This is a genomic window from Muricauda brasiliensis, from assembly GCF_003057865.1.
In the GTDB taxonomy this organism is placed as follows: Bacteria; Bacteroidota; Bacteroidia; order Flavobacteriales; family Flavobacteriaceae; genus Flagellimonas; species Flagellimonas chongwuensis.
Window position 1 is genome coordinate 60763 of the sequence record NZ_QBTW01000001.1, and the last position, 18723, is coordinate 79485.

14 protein-coding genes are annotated in these 18723 nt (G+C 41.2%); 11 read left to right on the forward strand and 3 right to left on the reverse strand.

The window, feature by feature from the left end:
- Nucleotides 1–26 precede the first annotated feature (26 nt).
- The gene (locus DCK90_RS00300) at nucleotides 27–1436 is read right to left on the reverse strand and encodes an MATE family efflux transporter (protein ID WP_108244178.1); all 1410 of its coding nucleotides are present in this window, start codon (nucleotides 1434–1436) and stop codon (nucleotides 27–29) included.
- A gap of 233 nt (nucleotides 1437–1669) precedes the next feature.
- Here DCK90_RS00300 and DCK90_RS00305 point away from each other — a divergent pair, with 233 nt between their 5' ends.
- Nucleotides 1670–2965, forward strand: a complete 1296-nt coding sequence (locus DCK90_RS00305) for a M14 family metallopeptidase (RefSeq protein WP_108244179.1) — start codon at nucleotides 1670–1672, stop codon at nucleotides 2963–2965.
- A 1-nt stretch (nucleotide 2966) separates the two neighbouring features.
- Here the strand turns inward: DCK90_RS00305 and ccsA are convergent, their stop codons facing one another.
- Complete coding sequence (gene ccsA, locus DCK90_RS00310) at nucleotides 2967–6131, reverse strand: cytochrome c biogenesis protein (protein ID WP_108244180.1); 3165 nt, start codon at nucleotides 6129–6131, stop codon at nucleotides 2967–2969.
- A 133-nt stretch (nucleotides 6132–6264) separates the two neighbouring features.
- Between ccsA and DCK90_RS00315 the strand changes: the two genes are divergently transcribed.
- The 6 genes from DCK90_RS00315 (at nucleotide 6265) to DCK90_RS00340 (ending at nucleotide 13557) form a co-directional block, all read left to right on the forward strand.
- Nucleotides 6265–7026: a Rossmann-like and DUF2520 domain-containing protein gene (locus tag DCK90_RS00315; RefSeq protein WP_108244181.1), complete on the forward strand. Its 762-nt coding sequence runs from the start codon at nucleotides 6265–6267 to the stop codon at nucleotides 7024–7026.
- Nucleotides 7010–7537, forward strand: a complete 528-nt coding sequence (locus DCK90_RS00320; protein ID WP_108244182.1) for a KdsC family phosphatase — start codon at nucleotides 7010–7012, stop codon at nucleotides 7535–7537. Before DCK90_RS00315 ends, DCK90_RS00320 begins: the two co-directional genes overlap by 17 nt.
- The gene (locus DCK90_RS00325) at nucleotides 7530–8129 is read left to right on the forward strand and encodes a Maf family nucleotide pyrophosphatase (RefSeq protein ID WP_199912628.1); all 600 of its coding nucleotides are present in this window, start codon (nucleotides 7530–7532) and stop codon (nucleotides 8127–8129) included. The genes DCK90_RS00320 and DCK90_RS00325 overlap by 8 nt, the downstream gene beginning before the upstream one ends.
- Nucleotides 8130–8163: 34 nt before the next feature.
- Nucleotides 8164–9108: a septum formation inhibitor Maf gene (locus DCK90_RS00330; protein WP_108244184.1), complete on the forward strand. Its 945-nt coding sequence runs from the start codon at nucleotides 8164–8166 to the stop codon at nucleotides 9106–9108.
- A gap of 100 nt (nucleotides 9109–9208) precedes the next feature.
- Nucleotides 9209–11740 carry a PIG-L family deacetylase gene (locus tag DCK90_RS00335; RefSeq protein WP_108244185.1) on the forward strand — a complete coding sequence of 844 codons (2532 nt, stop codon included), beginning with the start codon at nucleotides 9209–9211 and terminating at the stop codon, nucleotides 11738–11740.
- 110 nt (nucleotides 11741–11850) lie between these two features.
- Nucleotides 11851–13557, forward strand: a complete 1707-nt coding sequence (locus DCK90_RS00340; RefSeq protein WP_108244186.1) for a sodium:solute symporter family transporter — start codon at nucleotides 11851–11853, stop codon at nucleotides 13555–13557.
- 49 nt (nucleotides 13558–13606) lie between these two features.
- Here DCK90_RS00340 and DCK90_RS00345 read toward each other — a convergent pair whose 3' ends face one another.
- Nucleotides 13607–14461 carry a DUF2911 domain-containing protein gene (locus DCK90_RS00345; protein ID WP_108244187.1) on the reverse strand — a complete coding sequence of 285 codons (855 nt, stop codon included), beginning with the start codon at nucleotides 14459–14461 and terminating at the stop codon, nucleotides 13607–13609.
- Between the two features lie 175 nt (nucleotides 14462–14636).
- Here DCK90_RS00345 and DCK90_RS00350 point away from each other — a divergent pair, with 175 nt between their 5' ends.
- The 4 genes from DCK90_RS00350 (at nucleotide 14637) to DCK90_RS00365 (ending at nucleotide 18669) form a co-directional block, all read left to right on the forward strand.
- The gene (locus DCK90_RS00350; protein ID WP_108244188.1) at nucleotides 14637–15134 is read left to right on the forward strand and encodes an SRPBCC family protein; all 498 of its coding nucleotides are present in this window, start codon (nucleotides 14637–14639) and stop codon (nucleotides 15132–15134) included.
- A 1-nt stretch (nucleotide 15135) separates the two neighbouring features.
- Nucleotides 15136–15831, forward strand: a complete 696-nt coding sequence (locus DCK90_RS00355; protein WP_108244189.1) for an SDR family NAD(P)-dependent oxidoreductase — start codon at nucleotides 15136–15138, stop codon at nucleotides 15829–15831.
- On the forward strand, nucleotides 15828–17141 hold the full coding sequence (locus tag DCK90_RS00360) for a cryptochrome/photolyase family protein (RefSeq protein ID WP_108244190.1): 1314 nt from the start codon (nucleotides 15828–15830) through the stop codon (nucleotides 17139–17141). Before DCK90_RS00355 ends, DCK90_RS00360 begins: the two co-directional genes overlap by 4 nt.
- Nucleotides 17142–17241: 100 nt before the next feature.
- The gene (locus DCK90_RS00365; protein ID WP_108244191.1) at nucleotides 17242–18669 is read left to right on the forward strand and encodes an amidohydrolase; all 1428 of its coding nucleotides are present in this window, start codon (nucleotides 17242–17244) and stop codon (nucleotides 18667–18669) included.
- Nucleotides 18670–18723 lie beyond the last annotated feature (54 nt).

Below are 18723 nucleotides of genomic sequence, written 5' to 3' on the forward strand. Positions count from 1 at the left end.
TCTTTAGGATAAAGATACGAAACCCATCATACTTGGACTTTCTTCCAATTCCCTTTTTTAAACCATACCATGGCCAAAACCGCAATAAGTACTTCCGCCGCGGTGATGGCGACAAAAACACCGGTCGCACCCCATCCCAAAACCAGAGCCGATATGTAGGCCAATGGCAATTGGAAAACCCAAAATGCAATCAAGTTTATCTTGGTGGGAGTTCCTGTATCCCCCGCTCCATTAAAAGCTTGTGTCATAACCATACCGTAAGCATAAAATACATATCCCAACGCAAGTACCTGAAGACAAAGCGCTCCGCTTTTTACAACTTCTGGCGTTGTATTGAACCACGATATTATGGTATTGGCAAAAATTAGATAGACCAAAGAAACCGTTCCCATAAAGTAAGCGTTGTACTTTCCTGTTTTCCAAACGGACTGCTCGGCCCTATCCGGCTGTTTTGCCCCGAGGTTTTGACCGACCAAAGTGGCAGCGGCATTGCTCATACCCCAAGATGGCATCAACGTGAACATCATTACACGAATGGCAATGGTGTACCCTGCCAGTACTTCGCTTCCAAACTCCGACATAATGCGCATCAAGAAAATCCAACTGGAGGTTCCTATCAAGAATTGAGCGATACCTCCCAAGGAAACTTTAATCAAATTAAGCATCACCTTAAAGTTCAAAACCAAGTCCTTGGCCATTAGTTTGATTTTGCCCCAACCAAAGAACAAAATCCCCAATTGAAAAAGTACCGCGGTTCCCCTACCGATATTAGTAGCTACGGCCGCACCTTTTACACCCATTTCCGGAATTGGACCAAACCCAAAGATGAACATGGGGTCCAAAATAATGTTGAGTCCGTTAGAGAGCACTAAAGCCCACATGGCAATGGATGCATTGCCTGCACCACGGAATATCGCATTGATCAAGAACAATAGCACCACGGTTATGTTACCTCCAATTAAAAATTGGGTGTAACCATATCCTTCGTCAATTAAATCGGGCTCTGCCCCCATTAATGCTAAAATATCCTTGGCAAACATGATTCCGACAATACCAATGATAATGGAAATTACCACACCTAGACTAATAGCCTGTACGGCCGCAATACGTGCACCGTCAACATCTTTTTCGCCAATCCTACGGGCAACAACAGCCGTGGCGGCCATACTAAGGCCAATGGCAAGCGCGTAGACCAATGTAATCACGGATTCCGTTAAACCGATGGTTGCAACAGCATTAACGCTCACTTTGGAGACATAGGCAATATCTACCAGTGCGAAGATTGATTCCATGAGCATTTCCAAGATCATGGGAATGGAAAGCATAAAAATGGCCTTTCGGATGCTTCCAGTGGTAAACTCAGTTTCTTTACCAGAAATAGCTATCCAGAAATACTGAATAAATTTTTTAAATGAATTTGTATGTTGATGTGTCATTATCTAAGAATTACGTGTAAAAAAAAGAAGTGAAATGTCAAGTTTCCGAAAAGTGTTCGGTTACATAAATCGGGTTTCCCCAATGGTGACATCTATCGCGTACATAATTCTTATAGCTTCATGATGATGCAAATATGCAAAAAAATCCGATATATTATTAAAAATTTTTTATTTAGAACTCCGACTCATGTCGTTACCTTCGTAACCAAACCAACTCAAATAGTTCAAAAACCATGCGTATTAAAAGTTTGATTGTCATTGGAATGCTATCTTCCATGGCACTCGTTACATCTTGTAAAAAAAGTTCAGAAACCACAAAAACAGAAAAAAAAACGGGGTACCAAGGGCAAGGAAAAAGTCCAGTTGTACCTACGGTTGACAAACCTATCCAAAAACAATGGAGAGGTGTTTGGGCCTTCAACGATAGTACCATTTTTTTTTCCAATAAGTTTGATGGTGCCCGATTGAACGGTGTAGCCAATGATGGCAACGACCACTACACTATTTGGGTGACCGCCGAAAATACCCCGATCAACGTGAGTCCATGGTACGCCTTTCAGGTCTGGTCAGAAAAACCACGCGACATTACGGTTCAGTTGAATTATCAAGATTCGAGAAGCAGATATTATCCAAAAATCAGTACCGACGGAAGAAACTTTACTCCACTGGACAGCACAAGATTTAAGGCCATCAATCCCGGCGAGGGTGAATTTGGTATCGAAGCGGCCCCAGAATCAGCGGAATTGACCATCAGTGTGACCGAAAATCCAACTTGGATAACCGCACAAGAGCTTTACACATCATCTGTAGTGCAGGAATGGGTGGACTCCTTGAGCCAAAAACCGTTTATTGAGAACTATCCAATCGGTCTTTCAAAAGAGAAACGTACCATGTACTTAATGGAAATCAATGAGAGTAAGGATTCCAAAAAGGCAATTATGATTATTTCCAGACAACACCCACCTGAAGTAACAGGCTTCTTGGCTATGAAGTCCTTCATCGAAACCATTTCCGGCGATTCGGAACTGGCCAAAGGGTTTAGACAAGAGCACACGGTTTTTGTGGTGCCCTTAATGAATCCCGACGGAGCCGATAACGGACATTGGAGACACAATATGGGTGGTATTGATTTGAACAGGGACTGGCAAAACTTTAATCAGCCTGAGACCAGAAACGTTCGAGATTTTCTCGTAGAAAAGGATAAAGAGTATGATTTTGTTTTCGGAGCAGACTTCCACTCCACTTGGGACGACATCTACTACCCTATTGATACTACGGTAACCGGTAAAAAAGGAAAAATCATTTTCGACTGGATAGAGAACATCAGCCAAAGACTACCACAAAAGAAGACCAATGTAAGCGCATCTGATGAAATCGACCCGACGATGGTTTCCAGCAAGTATTTTTATGTACACCACGGAATGCCCGCCATTGTATTTGAGCTGGGAGACAATACCTCTAGGCCTTTCCTAAAAGAAAAAGGCAATGTGGCTGCAGAAGAGATCATGAAGCTTTTAATGGAGCAATAAACTATTTTTTGGCATAATGTACCTTGTACCGCCAAAAACTGATACCTCCCAAAATAAAGACCCCGAGTACTGTGTACCACACAAAGCTTGGGGTTATTACTTGGTCACCACTGGCATAACTGTGCAGCCCTACTAAATAGAAGTTTACCCCAAAGTAGGTCATCATAATACTTGCATAGGCAACAATACTGGCAAAATTATAAATCCATTTTCCGCGTAGTCCCGGAACAAGGCGCATATGTAGAACAAAGGCGTAGATCATGATAGATACCAAAGCCCAAGTTTCCTTGGGGTCCCAGCCCCAATAACGGCCCCAACTTTCATTGGCCCACTGACCTCCCAAAAAGTTACCTATGGTTAGCATTACTAAACCTGCGGTAAGTGCGAGTTCATTGATTACGGTAAGCTCCTTGATGTTGATGTCCATTCGCTTTTTGTTCTTTTTGGTGGTAAGCACCATCAACAATAAGGCAACAACACCCAAGATCATTCCTACGGTCAACGGCCCATAACTACCCACAATTACAGCTACGTGGATCATTAACCAATAACTATCGAGAACAGGTTGTAGATTGGCAATAGCGGGATCAACCCAGCTTTGGTGCGCTACCCATAATAACATACAGGTGACAAATGCGCTGGAAGCTATGGTCAACTCACTCTTTCTACCCAATGCCAATCCAATTCCCATAGTTGCCCATGCTACGTAAAGTATGCTTTCATAAGCATCGCTCCATGGAGCGTGACCGGATATGTACCAACGCAAAATCAATCCAATGGTGTGCCAGATAAAAAATATGATAATGGTACCCTTGAGCACATAAGCCGTAGCATCAAGAATTTTACGTTCCTTAAAAATCTTGGCTATCAAAACAAAGAACAACAGCAATCCCACCATTGCATAGTACTTGTACAGACGGTTAAAGAGATCTAACTTATTGTAGATGATCTCAACTTTTATCTTGTTATCCGATGGCAATATTTCCTCCCCGTGGTTGGTTTGATTCTGCTTAAAGGCCTCCAACAATTTATCTGGTTGGGAATAGTCACCCGTTACAATCGACTGCTGCAATGAATTCAGATAATAGGGCATTGCGTTCCTGATAAAGTTAGCATAAAGCGAATCCTGAACCTGATATTCCCCACCACGATACTCGATTGCAGAAATCCATTTGTTGTTCTCATCGTTCAACAATGGGAATATTTTCACCATTTGACCACTCAAGGCGACATCCAATAAACTTAACCGCTCCCCAACTTTCTTGATGTCTTGTTCAAAATTTGAAGGGTTGTTTTTAGAAGTAGCCTCTTCCAAATAAGGCCTCAACTTATAAGCCCCTTTCTCATCGAAAAAATCAGTGGCCTTTACAAAATCCGTGCCCTTAGGCACTCCGATTACTTTTCGAATGCTATCGTTTTGCCATTTACCCACTTTAATAAAATCCGCAGTGTACCAAACGCCGGGGTTCAACATCATGGACAAAAAGACTTGATTTGCAGAAAGGTCTTTGTACTTGTCGTCCCCACTTAATTTTCGTAAAAGTTCGGAAGCGAAGGTATTAACGGGCTTCATACGTCCTTCATTATCCTGTATTACTAAGGCACCAAACTTTTCGGCATGTTCTTTGGCCACCGTGGTTGCGGTGATTACAGAATCTATTTGTTTTTGAGTGGGTATGGTTGAATGTTCGTGCGCATCTTGTGCATTTACAGATACAAAGGCAAATAATAGTGCAATTGTGGTCAACGCAGCCTTCTTTTCCTTTATTTTTTTTAGCATGATCTGTAAATCCCTGAAACGGGTTTTGCCAAAAAACATAATACCCATCAAACCTATATACAATAGAAAATATCCAATATAAGTTATCCATGTACCCCACCAGTCGTGGTTTACGGATAGCCCGGTTCCTTTTTCGTCCGGATCAAAATTTGCCTGAAAAAAACGGTAGCCCTTATGGTCCAACACGTGGTTCATGTAAATATCGTAGTCAAAAGGACGATCGTCGTGCACGGTAACCTTGCTCATAAAGGAAGCATAGCCCGCTTCTGTTCCGGGATATTTTTCCGCTATAAAATCGTTCAATTCAATGGAGAAAGGGAGTTCGTATACTTTTGATCCATAGCTCAATGAAAAATCCAAGCCACCAACGTTAATCTTATCGGAAAAGTTGGCAGTCCCTTTGCTTCCCAATAATTTCACTTCTTTGGTCTCCCCATTTGCAGAGATGGATACCACCAATGCGTCTTGTGTTGCAGGGGTAATTTCTTCCTCGGGAACTTTGACGACTCCATACCTACCTTTGATCAATGGCTCGGGTACCACAAACTGCATACCTCCCATGTTGTAGAGCGAACGTAGTTGTAATTGCTGAATGCTATCACTGGTTACTGTTCCCTTAAACTGGTCCGCCATGCGCATAAAATCCCCTTCAAAAGGAGATTTGATTTGATAACCGTTCGCTTCATCATAAAAAATATTGATGGCGCCGTCGGTTTCGTTGTTCAGTGCGAAAAGGATGTTATGTATGCTGGCAATTTTCCCGTTTTCTAAATAATGTTCATGTCTTTGTCCGTCGCCCGCTTCTACAATTTGTAAATATTCCGCTCCATTTTCATCGGGCACCAAGCCTTCTTCCGCTCCCTGTATAAAATCAACATAAGAGATAGAAAATGGTTGTCCATTAAAATCGGATTTCCATGGCAGACTGGTACGTTTCCCCTCAGGAGTCACTAAAATATCATCTTCCAAAACCCTTCGTTTGGTTTCTCCATTGATATCCCCATCAACAAAAGCAGTCAAATAGGTTTTATCTGAATAAAAAACTTTTTCAGTAGCACCTTCCCTAATGGGCATCATACCCTCGTAACTGATATATCGCGTTACAAAAGCACCAATAATAATCAGAATCCACGAAAGGTGAAGAATCAGTACTGGCCACTTTTTCCATTGCAACAATCGGTACCTGTAGATATTTCCAAAAAAGTTGATTACAAAAAAGACCATAATGGCCTCGAACCAAGTGGTATTGTAAATATAAATTCGAGCGGTTTCGGTACTGTACCAGGTTTCCACAAAGGTTCCCATGGCCAATGCTGCTGCAAAGACCAAAAATAGAACAGCCATAAGTCTTGTGGAAAAAAGTGTTTTCTTAAGAATATCGATCATGGAAATTCGGTCTACTTTCGGCTTGCAAAAATACGGCCTTTTTAGAACTTCCTTGTTGCATAAAACAATAAAAATCGCACATATTTGTTAATTCTCACTATAAACCATCTACCCTAAATTTGTAGTTTTGGGCATGCTAAAGATTGTGATTTTGGGGACCGGAAACCTCGCCAAACAATTGTACACGACTTTTTCTAAAGCCGATAGTGTTGATGTGGTGCAGGTTGTGGGCCGCAATATGAAAGAATTACAGCAATTTTCTGAGTATTCCACTATTTCCAATGATTTTGGTGCCATAACTGATGCAGATGTCTACGTGATAGCGGTTAAGGACGATGCCATTTCGGAAGTATCACAATATTTGATGGATACAAATAGAATCGTAGCCCATACTTCGGGAGCCATCGGTTTGAATGCCATAAAAGCTACCAACAAAGGTGTTTTTTATCCGCTACAGACCTTTACCAAAGATAAAGCAGTTGATTTTTCGACCGTTCCCTTCTGTGTTGAAGCTAATGATGAAAAATCATTGAAAACATTGAAGACTTTGGCGACATCCATTTCCGAAAACGTGTATCAGATTGACTCAGAACAGCGAAAAAAATTGCACCTTGCAGCCGTTTTTGTGAACAACTTCACCAATTACCTTTACAGTGTTGGCGAAGAACTTTGTTTGGAAGAAGGCCTTTCTTTTGATTTATTGAAACCTTTGATCATGGAAACGGCGAGCAAAATCCAGACTATGTCGCCCAAAGAAGCACAGACAGGTCCGGCACGCCGTAACGACATCAAGAGTATGGAAAGTCATCTGATGCTTTTGGACAAAGAGGAACACATTACACTCTATAAATTATTGAGCCAAGCCATAAAACAAGCGCATGAAAAAGAATTATAAAGAGCTATTGAGCAATATAACCACCTTTGTATTTGACGTAGATGGCGTATTTACCGATGGAACAGTTTTGATCACCACTGATGGGGAATTGCTCCGTAAAATGAGTGTTAAAGATGGCTATGCGCTAAAAACTGCAATACAAAAAGGATACAACGTCTGCATAATTACAGGCGGGACCAACCAAGGGGTAAAAGAACGCTTAAAAGGTCTTGGGGTTACCGATTTTTATATGGGTGCCCACCACAAGCAAGAGCCATTGGAAGAATACATGGAGATTCATGGAATCGACCCACAAACCGTTGTTTACATGGGAGATGACATGCCAGATATTCCTCCTATGAAAATGGTCGCACTTGCAACTTCTCCACAAAATGCGGTGCCGGAGGTAAAGGCAATTTCGGATTATGTGTCCCATAAAAATGGTGGCGATGGCTGCGTTCGAGACATTATTGAACAGGTTTTAAAGGTTCGTGGGGACTGGAACGATAATTTTAGCGCCAAGAATGACTAAAAATCCGCTCAAAGAGAAGCTCAAGGACAAAAAAATCATTTTAGGCTCCGGTTCACCAAGACGAAAAATGTTTTTGGAAGAATTGGGAATTGACTTTGAGGTACGACCCAAATCTGTAGAAGAAATTTATCCCAAAGAATTACAGGGAAAAGAGATATCCGAGTATTTAGCAAAACTCAAGGCCACCCCTTTTATAGAAAATCTAGAAAATCATGACATCGTGATTACTTCGGATACCGTAGTCTGGCACAACGGTGTTTCTTTGGCCAAAGCTGCAGACCATGCCGAGGCATTTAAAATGCTGCGTACCCTATCTGGCGATTGGCACGAAGTAATTTCATCGGTATGTTTTACTTCAAAGGATTTTCAAAAAACTGTTAGTGGAATCACTAGGGTAAAATTGAAAGATTTATCGGATGAAGAAATCAACTACTATATTGAAACTTGCCAACCGTTCGATAAAGCTGGAGCCTACGGTATTCAAGAGTGGATAGGAATGATAGGCATCTCGGAAATCCAAGGGTCTTACAATAATGTGGTAGGACTTCCTACCGATATGGTCTATGAGACCTTGATAAATCTGGTTTCTTGAGTTTGGATGCGTAACTTTACGTAAATCCTGTTCTATGAAACCTTCAGATTCAGCCAAGATATTAGTCAGTTTAGTGGCTTTTTCCCTATTGGGATCATGCAATTACAACAGAAAAAAAACTGATAATTCCACATCTTCTACCTCACCAAAAGAAGACACGCTAAAACCAAGGGCCACGCTTTCTGACGAGTTCAAAGCATATTGGTATGCCGGCGAAGCAGAAATCACATCCTATAAACTGGAACAAGCGAGATATGGCGAGCTCAGGGATGGCAAAGCTGTTTTAATTTATGTGACCGAGCCCTTTCTGCCCCAAGAACAGGTAAAAGCTAACAACAACAATCCCGAAAACATATCGGTCTTAAAATTGAATGCCACCAAAAAGTTTTTGACAGGTATTTACCCCTACTCTATTATGAGCAGCACATTTTACCCCGTTTATGATAATCAGCATGCACTTAAAACAAGTTTATCTGTACAGGAATGGTGTGGACACGTGTATTCCCAGTTGAACAATCGGAATCAATTAGAGTTTACTTCGCATTCTTATTTTGAAGGTGAGGCAGACCAAAATTTTTCCATGGAAAAAGCAATCCTCGAAAATGAAATTTGGACCAAAATCAGAATAAACCCAGAAAATCTTCCTACCGGTGAAATTTCAATAATACCTTCTCTGGAGTATTTAAGGTTAAGGCATCAAGAAGTGAAAGCATATAATGCCATTGCCCAAATTTCATCAAAAGAGGGAATTACAACCTACACTATTTCCTATCCAAATTTGGAACGAAATTTGATGATAAATTTCACGACAAACTTCCCGTATTCCATCATAAGTTGGGAGGAAGAATTTAAAAGTGGATTTGGTTCAAACGCAAAAACATTGACTTCGTCCGCATCCAAAATCAAGACATTGAAAACGGCCTATTGGAAACAAAATGAAAATAAAAATCTAGTTTTAAGGGATAGTTTGGGGCTTTAAGTCCCTTTAATATCACTCGGAGAGCGTTAAAACTCTTCTAAACAAACCAATAACTGAATACAAACTACCTATATTTGATTTAACCGCTAAACGACCAACTATGAAGCATTTTTGGGTACTCCTTTCTTTAACCACATTACTAGTCACAAACTCCTTTGCCCAAAAGCCCGATAAGCCTACCTCTGCTGAGCTTTTTCATGAAATCCAAAAATTGAATTTTTTGGGAACGGCACTCTATGTTGCCGCGCATCCGGATGATGAAAATACTAGCCTTATTTCTTATATGGCCAACCATGAAAAGGCAAGAACAGTATATCTTTCCATGACACGTGGAGATGGCGGGCAAAACTTGATAGGCCCTGAATTGCGTGAACTTTTGGGAGTGTTGCGAACCCAAGAACTTTTGGCGGCAAGACATATGGATGGCGGAGAACAACGCTTTACTCGCGCCAACGATTTTGGTTTTTCCAAACATCCAAAAGAAACATTGAAAATTTGGGACAAGGATAAAGTCTTGGCCGATGTGGTCTGGACAATCAGACAAATTAAACCCGATGTTATCATCAATCGTTTTGATCACAGGACCCCGGGCTCAACCCATGGACACCATACATCCTCTGCCATTTTAAGTATGGAGGCATTTGATTTGGCTAATGACCCCAATGTTTATTCCGAGCAATTGGAACAGACAACCACATGGCAGCCAAAGCGCATTTTCTACAACACATCTTGGTGGCAATATGGAAGTCAAGAAGCATTTGAAAAGGTGGATAAATCAGGTATGGTAAGTTTGGATGTTGGCACCTACTATCCAGAACTAGGGCTTTCCAATAACGAAATAGCTTCAATGGCGAGAAGTCAACACCTCTGTCAAGGGTTTGGTAGATTGACCGATAGGGGTTCCGATATGGAATACATTGAGCTTTTAAAAGGCGATATGCCTAAAAACAATGACGTTTTTGAGGGTATCAACACAACCTGGTCCCGAGTAAAAGGAGGCGAAGCCGTAGGGGATATTTTGTATGAGGTAGAGGCCAATTTTGATTTTCAGGACCCATCCAAGCACATTCCCGAACTTGTCAAGGCCTATCAATTACTTCAAAAAGTTGAGGATAAGCACTGGAGAACCCTTAAATTGGAAGAGTTAAAAAATATAATTTCGGCCGCTGCAGGATTATATTTGGAGGCCAGTTCAGCAAGTGCTTCCACTACTCCGGGCAGCAAAGCAACAATCAATATTGAAACTATCAATAGATCATCGCAAAATGTCACTTTAAAAGATATTCAAATTGTTGGGACCGGTGCCAAACTAACACCTAATAAGGTTTTGGGAGACAATCAAAAGGAGAATTTCGAGGTCAACTTTACCTTACCCGCAAACACACCTTACACTAGTCCATATTGGTTGAACGAATCTGGAACTTTGGGGACCTATACGGTAAATAACCAAAGCCTAATTGGCAAACCCGAAACCCCAAGTGCCTTTAAGGCCATTTTCAATCTGGAAATCGATGGTGTGGAAATTCCATTCGAGAAATCAGTCGTCCACCGCTACTCTAAGCCCGATAGAGGAGAATTGTATGAGCCATTTGCTATTTTGCCCGAGGTTACCTCCAAAATTGATGAGAAAGTCTTGATATTCGCCAATTCCGAGACAAAAAGCGTACAGATAAAAATCAGAGCCGGAAAAAATGATGTGTCAGGTACAGTGGAATTGAATCATCCTTCTGGCTGGGCAGTTTCTCCAAACAGCATTCCATTCTCCATAGCCCAGAAAGGTGAGGAAATTTCAGTAATATTTGAGGTTACCCCTCCAAGTAATGAAAGTGAAGGAAAAATTGAACCTAAAGTAAGTGTCGGCAGTAAAATTTATGGAGATGAACTTGTAGAAATTGATTACAATCATATTCCAAAACAATCCATTCTGCTTCCATCAGAGGCCAAAGTGGTTCGTATGGATATAAGAAAATCTGGTGAGCACATTGCCTATATCATGGGTGCGGGAGACAATGTTCCCGAAAGTTTGGAACAAATCGGTTACCAAGTGCATGTAGTGGACCCAAACGACATCCAAAATGGAGATTTGGACAAGTATGATGCTGTAGTTGTGGGCATCAGGGCCTACAATGTTGTGGACGCCCTAAAGTTCAAGCAACCCGTTTTGTTTGACTATGTCAAGAATGGTGGCACCATGATCGTTCAATATAACACAGCAGGAAGATGGGCAAGTCAATTTGAAAATATTGCACCTTACGAGGTCACCCTTTCCCGTGACAGGGTTACTGACGAGAATGCAGAGGTAAAAATATTGGCACCCAACAATTCATTGGTAAACTTTCCAAACACCATCACGGAAAAAGATTTTGATGGATGGGTGCAGGAACGGGGACTGTATTACCCAAGCCAATGGAGCTCAGAGTTTACGCCTATCCTCTCCATGCAAGATGAAGGCGAGACTGAGAAACAAGGCAGCCTCATAGTAGCACCATATGGAGAAGGTCACTATATTTACACAGGACTGAGCTTTTTCAGGGAATTGCCTGTTGGGGTTTCGGGAGCATATAAACTGTTTGCAAATATGCTTTCCATAGGAAAAGATGAAGTAAAAAGCGACAATAATGTCAAAGGATAATATGGATACCAAATTCGAATGGAAGAAAGAATACAGCATTGTTATTCTTTTGAATGCCATATATATTTTAGTGTTTTACCTCATAATGATATTAAACAATTAAACCCTGAATGGCATTACTCGATTGGATTATTCTTGGTAGTACCCTGATTTTTATCGTTGCTTACGGTGTTTGGAAAACCCGTGGCAACAATAGTGTAGACGATTATGTTCGCGGAGGTGACGATGTAAAATGGTGGACCATTGGTTTATCCGTAATGGCAACACAAGCAAGTGCCATCACATTTTTGTCCACTCCCGGCCAAGCCTTCCACGACGGTATGGGATTTGTTCAATTCTATTTTGGACTTCCCTTGGCCATGATTGTCATTTGTTTGGTATTTATCCCCATTTATAAAAAGCTGAAGGTATTCACCGCTTACGAGATGCTCGAAGGTCGTTTTGACCTCAAGACCCGTACGTTGACAGCCTTACTATTTCTGGTACAACGCGGTTTGGCAGCAGGGATTACTATTTTTGCGCCTTCAATAATCCTCTCCGCCGTTTTGGGGTGGGACTTGAGAACTTTGAACATAATCATAGGTATTTCGGTGATTATCTATACTGTTTCGGGAGGTACCAAAGCGGTAAGTGTTACACAAAAGCAACAGATGTTCATCATAATGCTGGGAATGTTTTTTGCGTTTTTCTTTATTTTGGGAGCTCTTCCCACCGATATTTCTTTTGATAAAGCTTTAAAAATAGCCGGGGCGAACAACAAACTCAACATTCTTGATTTTTCTTTTGACACCAACAATAGATACACATTTTGGAGTGGAATCACAGGTGGTTTCTTTTTGGCCTTGGCCTATTTTGGGACAGATCAAAGCCAAGTACAACGCTATTTGTCCGGTAGGAGCGTAAAAGAAAGTCAATGGGCATTGATTTTTAATGGAATTTTTAAAATTCCAATGCAGTTTTTCATCCTTTTGGTGGGTGCTATGGTTTTTGTCTTCTACCAGTATAATTCTTCGCCATTGAACTTTAACCCTGCTGCCACCGAAGCTATCATGCAGTCAGATTACGCCAATGATTATCAAGCCCTAGAGAGCGACCATAAAGAATTGGAAAAGGAAAAACGCATGGCTCAACATTCCTTTTCAGCTGCACTAGAATTAAAGGAGTACAATGCCATTGAGCAGGCCAAACAGGATATCATAAAAATCAATGAAAAAGAAACAGCAAATAGAGAAACTGCCAAGGATCTGATTGCCAAGGCTGATGCCACAGTTGAGACCAACGACAAAGATTATGTTTTTATCCATTTTATACTGAATAACCTACCTGTGGGACTAATTGGTCTTCTTTTGGCCGTTATACTCTCAGCCGCCATGTCATCAACAGCTTCTGAGTTGAATGCGCTTGGCACCATTACCGCATTGGACCTATACAAAAGGAACGTAAGAAAAGAGCATGATCAAGAACATTATTTAAAGGCAACCAAAGCTTTTACCCTATTATGGGGAATAATTGCTATCATAATTGCGAATGTGGCCAGCTTGTTCGATAATTTGATTCAATTGGTAAATATTATTGGTTCCATTTTTTATGGAAATGTGCTGGGCATATTTTTGCTGGCCTTTTTCCTCAAGTTTGTTAAGGGAAATGCAGTTTTTGTAGCGGCCATAGTTACACAGGTCATCGTAATTATCGGTTGGTATTTGGACTGGATGTCCTATCTATGGTTAAATGCTTTCGGATGCGTCTTGGTAATTCTGTTGGCAATGATCACACAATTGTTCGATAACTTCTTGGGCAATTCTCCCATTGAACAATAAAAAAACCCACTAAAAAGTGGGCTTTTTATTATTTAAAAATAGGATCTAATTACATTTCGGCCCACTCCTTTAAAGAGTCCTTGTTCATTTTTACATAATCTTGGTTGCCAGCGGCCTGAGCTGCAGCCATGGATTTTTTAGCAGCTTCGATAGCAGCCTTTTTATCGCCCATTTTTGCGTAAATCAACGATTGTGTGCGCATCATCCAAAATGCCTTGCCATCACCCATTTCAACGGCCTTATCAACCCATTCTTTTGCCTGTTCCATATTCATGCCCTCGGCAAAATAATAGGAACCTGCGGCAAAATAATCATTGGCGGTCAGGTCCTCTTTGTTCCCCATGGTCGCCTCGATGCTTTTAATCGCCTTATCCACAGTTGGAACAACAAATTTTACCCCTACATAGGTATTCTCCCACATAATTCCAAGAGTTCCTCCGTTATTGTGAAGGTCATCAAAAGTAATGGTGAAAGTTTCAATGGGCATTGGAATGTCAAATGTTTCAACTTTTACTGTAGCAGCAACTTTAGAGGCATCCCATTCCTGTGGAGTCCCCCAATTGTCAGTTGCAGTGTAAAAGAAAACTTCCCAAACCGCCTCGTCGGGTCTAGTGTAAACAGCGTAAGTTCCAGCTTTCAATTCTTTGCCTTCAACAATTACATCATCACTAAAAGTAATGGTGGTGTTCTCGTTGGCTCCTGTTCTCCAGATAGCTCCAAAAGGAACCAAATCGCCAAATATTTTTCTTCCTTTCATTGCGGGGCGGGAATATTTAACGGTAACATCGGTCAATCCCACTTTTTGCTCCAAAGTTGAAGCAGGACTGGGCGCTGGTGTCTGTATCTGTGCTTGTAGCGAAAAACACATGGACACCGCAAACAATAAGAGTGTAAATTTTTTCATAGTTGTTGTATGTTTTAAATGTTCAGCAAGGCAAAATTAAGACAAACCCGTACTCTATTTGTTAATTAAACCTTAAAACAAAAATAGAAAATTAACCCTTTGAATTTAATTTTTGTTTAACTATTTATTGTTTTTATTGAACATTTTACTGTTATCTTTGTATAAACTCGTTAGGATGCAACTGTATCAATTGAAATCTAGGCAAGTATTTCCTATAAGCAAAAACAAGGCTTGGGACTTTTTATCCGACCCAAAAAACCTGGCAGTAATAACTCCACAACACATGGGTTTTCATATTTTGGCCGGTGCGGATAAACCCATGTTCCAAGGTCAAGTTATTCAATATATAGTAAAACCACTTCCATTTATTTCCACTAAATGGGTTACCGAGATTACCCATGTGAAGGATGGCGAATACTTTGTAGACGAGCAACGTTTTGGCCCCTACTCCCTTTGGCATCACAAACACTTTTTAAAAGAAGTTCCCGAAGGGGTGGAAATGGAGGATATTATCGATTACAAATTGCCTTTCGGCATTTTGGGACAACTTGCACACCCTTTACTAGTAAAGAAACAACTTCAAACGATTTTTGAATTTCGAGAGAAAAAGCTTGCTGAACTATTCGGTGAGGTGGATGGAAAAGAGAACTTTTTAAGCATTAGAAAAGTATAAGATGAAAAAGAATATATTATTGATTGGCGGATCCTATGGCATAGGTTTGGAGATGGCAAAAAAGCTTTCCAAAGAAAACCAAGTATTTGTCGCCAGTAGAACTAATGAGCAACTTTCAAGCGTGGACGTTACCCACATTCCTTTTGATGTTCTAAACGAAGATATCTCCGAAAAATCTATTCCCGAAAAGCTCGACGGCTTTGTCTACTGTCCTGGCAGCATCAACCTGAAGCCGTTCAAAACCATGGGGGTCGATACCATTCAAAAGGATATGGAAATCAACTTTATCTCCTTGGCCAAAACAGTCAAATCCATCATCAATAGAATGAACGAAGGTTCCAGCATGGTATTCTTTAGCACCGTAGCAGTTGGTACTGGAATGCCTTTTCATACCAGTGTTTCGGCAGCCAAAGGAGCTATCGAAGGTTTTTCCCGAGCCTTGGCGGCGGAATATGCTCCTAAAATCAGAGTGAATGTTATAGCTCCTTCTTTAGTAGACACGCCTTTATCGGAACGATTGTTGAACAACGAAAAGAAAAAAGAGATGATGTCGGAAAGACACCCCTTGAAAAGAGTCGGCAGCACAACGGATATAGCTAATATGGCCACCTTTTTATTAGACTCCGATAATTCATGGATAACAGGACAGGTTATCGGAGTTGATGGCGGAATGTCCAGCTTAAACGTAAATTCATGAAAGATAAAATCAATATTTTTTGGTTTAGGCGAGATTTGCGTCTGGATGATAACGTTGGATTATATCAAGCACTTCAAGATGATGTCCCCGTATTGCCTATATTCATTTTTGATTCCGAAATACTGGAAAGCCTCCCAAAAGATGATGCAAGGGTAACCTTTATACACGAACAACTCCAAAAAATAAGTAATCAATTAGGTGTTAACCACGATGGCGGAATAGCACAGTTTCACGATACACCCAAAAAAGTTTTCAAACAATTATTGGAAGACTATAACATTGAAGCCGTTTACACCAACCATGATTATGAGCCTTATGCTAAAGAGCGCGATAAGGAAATAAAATCCTTTTTGGAGAAAAACGATGTCCAGTTCAACACGTTTAAAGATCAGGTAATTTTTGAAAAGGACGAAGTGGTAAAAGATGATGGAGACCCCTATGTGGTGTACACCCCATTCATGAAGAAGTGGAAAGAAAATTTTAATCCGTCCATACACTTGGTAGAGTACGATACCTTGAACGACCTTAACAAAAAATTACATCAGTCCAAGAACTTGCCCCAACTTTCATTGGAAGATATAGGGTTTAAGGAATCCTCCATTAAAGTCCCCGATTTCACGGTCACTTCCGATTTGATTCAGAAATATGAAGATACACGGGACTATCCCGCAAAGGAAAAAGGAACCTCCCGATTGGGACCACACTTGCGGTTTGGAACTGTTTCCATCCGTAAAATGGTCAAAAAAGCAATAGATGAAAAAAACGAGACCTTTTGGAACGAACTGATTTGGCGAGAGTTTTTTATGCAGATTCTCTGGCATTATCCACATACAGTTAATGAAGCATTCCGGGCCAAATACGACAGAATCGAATGGCGCAACAACGAGGATGAATTCAAAAAATGGAAAAATGGAAAAACAGGATACCCATTGGTAGATGCAGGAATGCGGGAGCTGAATAAAACCGGTTATATGCACAATCGGGTGCGCATGCTTGTTGCTAGCTTTCTATGCAAACATCTTTTAATCGATTGGCGATGGGGCGAAGCTTATTTTGCCGAAAAACTTCTCGATTATGAAATGGCCAGTAACGTGGGTAACTGGCAATGGGCAGCGGGAAGCGGTGTGGATGCTGCACCCTATTTCCGGATATTCAATCCTACCACACAGATAAAGAAATTCGACAAGGACAAGAAATACATCAATAAATGGGTGCCAGACCTTCAAGAAATGAATTATCCCGACCCTATTGTCGACCATAAAATGGCCCGCGAGCGATGCCTAAAAACGTATAAAGAAGCGGTAAGTTGAAGCTTTTTCGTTAATTTTAGTTCTCTGTTGGGACGATTTTGTTTTATCTCAAAAAAACTAGGTCAAATCAACAGGACATAACTAACTCAAAACCTTAAAAATGAAAAAACTTTCAACCTTACTCCTTTTGGGATTGGTGTCGCTTAACCTATCCGCCCAGAAGATGTCCAAGGACAAAAAAGCCGTTGTTGCTTCCGTGGAAAAACACAAAGAAAACTTGATTAAAATCAGTGATTCCATTTGGGCCTTAGCCGAAACTGCTTTTGAAGAATCCATTTCTGCCGAATTGCTTGCCGATTATGCCGAAGAAAATGGAATGACCGTTACCCGTGGTGTTGCGGACATTCCAACGGCATTTATCGCCACTTACGGTTCCGGTTCGCCTGTAATCAGTGTGTTGGGCGAGTTTGATGCCCTCCCTGGACTTTCACAAAACACCGTTCCCTCTAAAGACCCCAGAATCGAGGGCGAACCTGGGCATGGTTGCGGACATAACATGTTCGGTGCCGCCAGTTTGGGAGCGGCCATTGCCATTAAGGAACAAATCGAAGCGGGTACAATTAAGGGAACCGTAAAATTCTTTGGAACTCCCGCGGAAGAAAAGTTTTTCGGAAAAGTTTGGATGGTAGAGGCCGGACTTTGGGACGATGTTGATGTAAATGTAAGCTGGCACCCCTCCGCCGAAATCGAAGCCGATGTACAGAGTGGTTTGGCTTTGGTAGATTTTATGGTAGAATTTTATGGACAAGCCGCTCACGCTTCCGCAGACCCATGGAATGGCCGTAGTGCTTCCGATGCCTTGGAATTATACACTACAGGAATCAATTACTACAGAGAGCATATTAAACCTACATCGCGCATCCACTATCACATTCAGGATGGCGGGCAAGTGGTAAATGTGGTTCCCGATTACTCAAGGTTATGGGTACGTGTTCGTGATCCAAAGAGGGATGTAATGTTACCCACTTTTGAGCGTGTTAAAGCCATGGCTGAAGGTGCTGCCATCATGGCCAATGTCGAGTACAAATACTCATTGATTTCGGGTATTTACGAAACTTTGGTGAACCGTGAAGGTGGAAAAATCATGCAGAACAACTTAGAACTTTTGGGCCCAATTACGTATACCGAGGAAGAGATTACCTATGGTAAAGCCATTCAAGAGGCAACCGGAAAACCACAAGTGGGCATGGATGGAGAGGTCCACCCGCTAAAAGAAACACAGGAACTGCCCGGTGGAGGTTCTACCGATGTGGGTGATGTAAGCTGGAACGTACCGAACATTAATCTTGGTGTTACCGTTGCTCCAAAAGATACGCCTTGGCACTCTTGGGCCGTCGTTGCCTGTGGAGGAATGAGCATTGGGCATAAAGGAATGATTTATGCTTCCAAAGCAATGGGCATGACCATGCTAGATCTATTTGATGATCCTAAATTGGTAGAAAAAGTAAAAGAAGAATACAAAACCAGAAAAGGTGATGTTAAATATGAGGCCATGATCGATGGCCCACCACCTATCCCTGGTAAATAATTAAATTATAATTTATTTGAAAAGCCTGCGCCCCCGCAGGCTTTTGATCTTAAA